Source organism: Herminiimonas sp., from assembly GCF_030645555.1.
Taxonomy (GTDB): Bacteria; Pseudomonadota; Gammaproteobacteria; order Burkholderiales; family Burkholderiaceae_D; genus Oxalicibacterium.
Genome location: NZ_JAUSME010000227.1, coordinates 1 through 7,095 on the forward strand (window position 1 = coordinate 1; position 7,095 = coordinate 7,095).

The following is a 7,095-nucleotide window of genomic DNA, read 5'->3' on the forward strand; positions in this document are numbered from 1 at the left end:
GCTGCTGGCGGCGCTCTTCAATGCATTTTTCGGCGGCATCGTGGCTTGGGTGCTGGTGCGCTATACCTTCCCCGGCAAGAAATTCATCGATGCCCTGGTTGATTTGCCGTTTGCGTTACCGACTGCCGTGGCCGGCATCGCCTTGACTGCCTTGTATGCACCCAACGGCTGGCTGGGTCGTTACCTGGAGGCTGTAGGCATCAAGGTGGCATTCACGCCGCTCGGCGTGCTGATTGCATTGACCTTCATCGGCTTGCCATTCGTCGTGCGCACGATACAGCCAGTGCTCGAAGATGCCGAGCGCGAGCTTGAAGAAGCCGCTGCCAGCCTGGGTGCGAGCAACTGGCAAACTTTTGCCAAGGTTATTTTCCCGACCATACTGCCAGCCTTGCTGACTGGTTTTGCGCTGGCTTTTGCGCGCGCGACGGGTGAATATGGTTCAGTCATTTTCATCGCCGGCAACATGCCCATGGTGTCAGAAATCACGCCGCTGTTCATCGTGACCAAGCTGGAGCAATACGACTATGCCGGTGCAACCGCGATTGCGGTGGTGATGCTGCTGGCTTCGTTCCTGATGCTGCTGACGATTAATTTACTGCAAGCATGGACCCGCAAACGCGGTCAGGCGGAGAAGGTTTGATATGGCTGCGATAGCCCCAACTCATCACCAGGTGCTTGCCCCCGGTGTGGCGCGCGCGCCGCGCGTGCCGGCGGCGACGCTGGAGCCGGTCTGGATGCGTGCCTTGCTGATAGGCGTGGCGCTGGCCTTCCTGACGCTGTTCCTGTTCGTGCCGCTGCTGGCCGTGTTTGCCGAAGCCTTGAAAAAAGGCTGGGATGCATATATCGCTGCGATCCTCGAGGAAGATGCGATTTCAGCGATCAAGCTCACGCTGATTACTGCCGCGATTGCCGTGCCCCTGAATCTGGTGTTCGGCGTGGCGGCATCCTGGTGCATAGCCAAATTCGATTTTCGCGGCAAGAGCATATTGCTGACCCTGATCGATTTGCCATTTTCCGTTTCACCGGTTATTTCAGGTTTGATTTATGTATTGCTGTTCGGTGCGCAAGGCTGGTTCGGCGGCTGGCTGCAGGAACACAATATCAAGATCCTGTTCGCCGTCCCGGGCATCGTGCTGGCGACCATCTTCGTGACTTTTCCGTTTGTCGCACGCGAATTGATTCCATTGATGCAGGCGCAGGGCAGTGAAGAGGAAGAAGCGGCGCTGGTGCTGGGCGCATCCGGCTGGAAGACTTTCTGGCATGTGACGCTGCCGAACATCAAATGGGGTTTGCTGTACGGTGTTATTTTGTGTAATGCACGCGCGATGGGTGAGTTTGGCGCGGTGTCGGTGGTGTCCGGTCATATCCGCGGGCAGACCAATACCATCCCGCTGCAGGTCGAGATTCTGTATAACGAATATCAATTTTCTGCCGCATTCGCCGTCGCATCGTTGCTGGCATTGCTGGCACTGGTTACACTGGCGCTCAAATCATTGATTGAATGGCGTTTGCGGGACACACACGAACAGTTTCAGGAGCAGGGATCATGAGTATCGAAGTCAGGAACATCCATAAGCAATTCGGCAATTTTGTCGCACTCAACAATGTCTCGCTGGAGTTTCCAGCCGGTGAACTGACCGCATTGCTCGGGCCTTCCGGTTGCGGCAAGACGACGCTGTTGCGCATCATCGCCGGCCTCGAACAACCGGATAGCGGCCAGGTATTGCTTGATGGCGAGGATGCCTCGGCGCGCCATGTGCGCGAACGCCAGGTCGGCTTCGTGTTCCAGCATTACGCGCTGTTCAAGCACATGACCGTGTTTGAAAACATTGCATTCGGCTTGCGCGTGCGGCCTAGCGCCACGCGTCCGTCGGAACAGCAGATACGCGAAAAGGTCACCAAATTGCTGGAGCTGGTGCAGCTCGACTGGCTGGCCGATCGTTATCCACCGCAGTTGTCGGGCGGCCAGCGTCAACGTATTGCACTGGCACGCGCACTGGCAGTCGAGCCGCGCGTATTGCTGCTGGATGAGCCGTTTGGCGCGCTGGATGCAAAAGTGCGCAAGGAATTGCGCCGCTGGCTGCGTCGCCTGCATGACGATTTGCATGTGACCAGCATTTTCGTCACGCATGATCAGGAAGAAGCGCTGGAAGTCGCCGATCAAATCGTGCTGATGAACAAGGGCAATGTCGAGCAGATCGGTGCGCCTAAAGATGTCTACAACAATCCGGCTTCGCCTTTCGTCTACGGTTTCCTCGGCAACGTCAATCTGTTCCATGGTCGCGTGCATGAAGGCGTGCTGCAATCGTCCGGCATCGCATTCGATGCGCCGGATCACACACAGACGCAGGATAGCAAGGGCATCGCTTACGTGCGTCCGCATGATCTGGAAGTCGAACGCTACACGACCGGCGCCGAAGGCATCGTCGTGCAATTGCGGCGTGCCCATGCGATCGGTCCGCTGGCGCAACTGGAACTGGAGCGCGACGACAATGGCGAGTTGATTGAAGCAGTCATTTCGAATGAACGTTATGGACAGTTGCAGTTGAAGGATGGTGAAACACTGATCGTTCGTCCAAAACGCTTGCATGTGTTTGTCGACGATTCGGTTTGAGCGGCAGCATGGTCAGGCGTGATCCCAGCTATGTTTCCCGCTGTGTGGAACAGGCATTTCCGATAGAGGCTTCCTGACATGAATTTTCAGCAATTAAGATCGATACGAGAAACCGCACGTTGCGGCTACAACCTGACCGAGGTTGCGAACGTGCTGTTTACGTCGCAGCCGGGCGTCAGCCGTCAGATACGCGAACTGGAAGAAGAGCTGGGCGTCGACATTTTCGAGCGCAACGGCAAGCGCCTGACCGGCTTGACCGAGCCGGGTCGCGGCATCCTGACTATCATCGATCGCCTGTTGCTGGAAGCGGAAAACCTGCAGCGTGCCAGCCAGGAATATGCAGGCCAGGAAATCGGCACACTGGCGGTGGCCACTACGCATACGCAAGCGCGCTACATGCTGCCGAAAGTGGTGCAGGCTTTCCGCTCGGCCTTCCCCAAGGTACGCATCGCGCTGCAGCAGAGTTCGCCCGAACACATTGCAGAATGGGTCTTGTCCGGCAAGGCCGATATCGGCATTGCGACTGAAGGCTTGAGCCAGTTTGAAGACCTGGTGTCCTTCCCGTGCTATCGCTGGCATCACTCTATAGTCGTGCCGGAAGGCCACCCCTTGCTCGCCAAGGCGAAGGTCACACTGGCAGACCTGGCGCAGTATCCATTGATTACCTATGACCTCGGGTTTACCGGTCGCGGTCATATAGATGACGCTTTCAAGCAAGCCGATATCGCGACCGACATCGTGTTGACGGCGATGGATTCAGACGTGATCCAGCAATATGTTGCGCTCGGCCTGGGCGTCGGCATCGTCGCTTCGATGGCGGTGCAGCAGAACGGTAGCAATGGCTTGCAGGTGATCGATGCGGCGCATCTGTTTGCACAAAACGTCACGCGCCTGGCAGTGCGTCGTGGTGCTTATCTGCGTCAATATACCTATGACTTTATCCAGCAATTTGCGCCGGAATTGACGCGTGCCGATATTGATGAGGCGATGCAGGCGTAGGCATAGCGCGATCCTGCCTGGTTCCAGAAATAAAAAATCCCGCAGTTGCGGGATTTTTTATTTGCTGTGCTGACTTTATTTACGGCACCAGCGGTTTTTTTGCCGCTTGCTTGGCCTTGATATCGCCAGTTACTTTTGCGATGGTCGTCAGGCGATAGGCGATTGCTGGATGGATAGCCGTGTAGCTGTTGGGCACGTTGGCAGGATATTGCGTCGCCAGTCTTTGCCAGAAGCTCGCTGCGCCATCGATGTTGTAACCAGCACGCACCAGCATGTAGAGCGCCAGCGTATCGGCCGCAGCATCGAGTTCCTGCGGCGTTGCGCGCACGCCGCCAGTGCCGCCCAGCGTGCTGCTGTCTGGCGTGATGCGGATCAGGTTGTCGATGATGCCGCCCACCGTTGCATTCATGGTTTGCTGTGTCGGATGGCCCAGCGCATTGTGCGCAAGTTCCCTGGCCAGCACATAAGCCAGTTCGCTATCGCTGCGTGCAAAGTTCAGCATGCCGCGCGTGACCAGTACGCGCCGGCCATCCGCATAGGCATTCACATGATCTGCATTGCCCAGCTCGATGCCGAAGCCGCAGGCACGCGTCAGCGGAACGTTGACCATCGTGTTGCTGCCGTTACGGACCAGGCCCAGCTTGATCGAGCTGCGGTTATTCATCATGGGGCCGAGTAAGCCCGCCGCCTGACGTTCGGCGTTGGGGCCTTGCGGCATCGCCTTGCCTTCGACTATCGCGAGGATATCGCCGCGCTTGATGCCTACGCGTGCTGCGCCGCTGTTACTCAAGACGCCGGTGACTTGCAGGCGTTCTTCGTAGCCCAGCGACTGTGCTGCGTCGACGTAATCTTCAGAATACGAATACTTATTCTTTGCTATGAAGCCCAACAGCTGGCGTGCATTGCCTTTGCACAGCGGCGCATTGCTGACCAGCAGCGGTGCCGCGACGCGGTAGAGTCTGTCCTGCTGGGTGGTAATGGTGCGCAGGGTTTGCAATTGCGACGGCACGGTAGCAGTGCCCGGCGTGTTGCTGGTGGCGCCGGGAGTATTGAGTGGGGTCGTGCTGCAACCCGCCAGCGCGAGTGCAAGTGGAAACAGGGCTGCCCTGGCAGATGGTACGCGCTTCAGTTGCATCAATACGGGTTGAAGCAGGCCGTGCATAAAACATTCTCCTAGAATTTAGTGTTTCCCGGTGCTGCCGAAGCCGCCGACGCCGCGTTCGCTGCTATCGAATTCATCGACCACATTGAATGCAACCTGTAATACCGGGACGATGATCAATTGCGCCAGGCGCTCCATCGGATTCAGGGTGAATTCCGACTGGCCGCGATTCCATGTCGATACCATCAACTGGCCCTGGTAGTCGGAGTCGATCAAGCCCACCAAGTTCCCCAATACGATGCCGTGTTTGTGTCCCATGCCGCTGCGCGGCAGGATTATCGCGGCATAAGCAGGGTCGGCGATGTGTATGGCCAGGCCGGTAGGGATCAAGTGCGTTTCGCCCGGCTTGATCGTGACAGGTGCATCTATGCAGGCGCGCAGGTCGAGTCCGGCGCTGCCGGGAGTGGCGTAGGCCGGCATTTGTTCTTTCATGCGCGGGTCGAGAATTTTTACGTCTATTGTTTTCATGGGCGTGCGATGGAATTGTAGTTGGGGACAAATGCATGCATGCGGCAGTGATGCTGCATGCATGAACGACTGCGTGATGGAATGATGACTGGGCGCTGCTTCATTACAGGCGGCTGGCGATTTCGCTGATCAGCTGGCGTGCGAGTTTTTGCTTGTCGGCCAAGGGCAGCAGCGTATGGCCTTGATCGTCGAACAGCACCAGTTCATTCTGGTCGCGGCCAAACGTCTGATGGCCGATATTGCCGACCAGCAGAGGAATATTCTTTTTCCTGCGTTTGGCTTCGCCGTATTCGATCAGGTTTTCCGATTCGGCTGCGAAACCTACGCAGTATGGCCGCTTTTCCAGTGCCGCCACGGCAGCAAGTATGTCGGGGTTTTGCTCGAACTCGAGTTCAGGTGCTTTGCCGTCCGCGCCTTTTTTCAATTTTTGTGCGCTGACATTTTTCACGCGCCAGTCGGCGACTGCGGCGACTGCGATGAAGACATCCTGCGATGTTACGCGCGACATCACGACATCGTGCATCTGTTCGGCAGTTTGCACGCTGATGCGATGCACGCCGTAAGGCGCATCCAGTGCAGTCGGGCCGGAAATCAGGGTGACGTCGGCACCGGCTTCGCGCGCGGCGCGGGCGATGGCGTAACCCATTTTGCCGGACGAGAGATTGGTGATGCCGCGCACCGGATCTATGGGTTCGAAGGTCGGGCCGGCCGTGACCATCACGCTTTTTCCCACCAGCAGGTTAGGCTGAAAGGCGGCGATGATTTCTTCCAGCAGCTGCTCCGGTTCCAGCATGCGGCCCATACCGGTTTCGCCGCACGCCTGCGCACCGGCGTCGGGGCCGAGCACGGCGATATGGTCGGCTTTCAATTGAGCGACATTGCGCCTGGTGGCCGGGTTTTGCCACATCTCTACATTCATCGCAGGAGCCACCAGCAGTGGCAGGGTGTCGGGACGCGCCACGCACAGGGTGGACAGCAGGTCGTCGCAGGCGCCATGCGCGAGCTTGAAAATGAAGTCGGCCGAGCAGGGCGCGATCACGATCGCATCGGCGTCGCGCGTCAAGTCTATGTGCGGCATGTTGTTCGATACGCGCGCATCCCATTGATCGGTCACGACCGGGTGGCCGGACAGCGCCTGCATCGTTACCGGCGTGATGAAATGCGTCGCCGCATCGGTCATCACGACCTGCACCGAAGCGCCAGCCTTGCACAGTGCGCGCGTCAATTCCGCTGCCTTGTAGCAGGCAACGCCGCCGGTCAATCCCAGTACGATTTTTTTACCAGCAAGATCCATGGAAGACTCCTGAAAGAGGTCGCGGGCTAGTTTAACAGTTCAAGTACCTGCATCCTGTTTTTTGCTGTTGCGCAATTCATCGTAGACGAACAGCAGCGCGCCTATGCATATCGCGCTGTCGGCAATGTTGAATGCGGGCCAGTGCCAGCTGCCGACATATACATCGAGGAAATCGATGACATGGCCGTACAGCACGCGATCGATCACATTGCCGATTGCCCCGCCCAGTATCAGCGTCAGTGCCCAGCTCATCAAACGCTGGCCGGCATGCTTCTTCAGCAGATAGATGATGAACAGCGATGCGCCTATGCCGACCACGGTGAAAAAATGACGCTGCCAGCCGGTCTCCGACGCGAGGAAGCTGAATGCCGCGCCCTTGTTATAGACCAGCACCAGGTTGAAAAACGAAGTCACCGGCACTGATTCGCCATAGCTGAAGGTGCTGGTGATCGCGATCTTGCTGATTTGATCGAGCACAATCAGGATCGCCGCGATGCCCAGCCAGCGCGCGATGCCGGATGGTGCTGTGGTGCCAGTAGGGTGCTTGGTCGTCATCGG

8 protein-coding genes are annotated in these 7,095 nt (G+C 57.7%); 4 read left to right on the top strand and 4 right to left on the bottom strand.

What is annotated here, in order from left to right:
* From cysT to Q7T06_RS08885, 4 genes are all read left to right on the top strand, one after another.
* Positions 1-640 (top strand): sulfate ABC transporter permease subunit CysT (cysT, locus tag Q7T06_RS08870; RefSeq protein WP_304783649.1); only part of this gene is annotated, 640 nt, incomplete at its 5' end.
* A 1-nt stretch (position 641) separates the two neighbouring features.
* Positions 642-1,550 (top strand): sulfate ABC transporter permease subunit CysW, encoded by a 909-nt coding sequence (gene cysW, locus Q7T06_RS08875; RefSeq protein ID WP_370652355.1) that lies wholly within the window; start codon positions 642-644, stop codon positions 1,548-1,550.
* Positions 1,547-2,614: a sulfate/molybdate ABC transporter ATP-binding protein gene (locus Q7T06_RS08880; protein ID WP_304783653.1), complete on the top strand. Its 1,068-nt coding sequence runs from the start codon at positions 1,547-1,549 to the stop codon at positions 2,612-2,614. The genes cysW and Q7T06_RS08880 overlap by 4 nt, the downstream gene beginning before the upstream one ends.
* Positions 2,615-2,692: 78 nt before the next feature.
* A complete protein-coding gene (locus Q7T06_RS08885) occupies positions 2,693-3,613 on the top strand; it encodes a CysB family HTH-type transcriptional regulator (RefSeq protein ID WP_304783656.1) in 921 nt (306 codons plus the stop codon).
* A gap of 79 nt (positions 3,614-3,692) precedes the next feature.
* Here the strand turns inward: Q7T06_RS08885 and Q7T06_RS08890 are convergent, their stop codons facing one another.
* The 4 genes from Q7T06_RS08890 to lspA all read right to left on the bottom strand — a co-directional run bounded on the left by Q7T06_RS08890 (position 3,693) and on the right by lspA (position 7,092).
* A complete protein-coding gene (locus tag Q7T06_RS08890; RefSeq protein WP_304783660.1) occupies positions 3,693-4,775 on the bottom strand; it encodes a M48 family metallopeptidase in 1,083 nt (360 codons plus the stop codon).
* Positions 4,776-4,793: 18 nt separating this feature from the next.
* Positions 4,794-5,243, bottom strand: a complete 450-nt coding sequence (dut, locus tag Q7T06_RS08895; protein WP_304783662.1) for a dUTP diphosphatase — start codon at positions 5,241-5,243, stop codon at positions 4,794-4,796.
* 103 nt (positions 5,244-5,346) lie between these two features.
* Entirely contained in the window at positions 5,347-6,537 is a 1,191-nt protein-coding gene (coaBC, locus tag Q7T06_RS08900; protein WP_304783665.1) for a bifunctional phosphopantothenoylcysteine decarboxylase/phosphopantothenate--cysteine ligase CoaBC, read from the bottom strand.
* A gap of 39 nt (positions 6,538-6,576) precedes the next feature.
* Positions 6,577-7,092 (bottom strand): signal peptidase II, encoded by a 516-nt coding sequence (lspA, locus tag Q7T06_RS08905; RefSeq protein ID WP_304783671.1) that lies wholly within the window; start codon positions 7,090-7,092, stop codon positions 6,577-6,579.
* Positions 7,093-7,095: the final 3 nt, after the last annotated feature.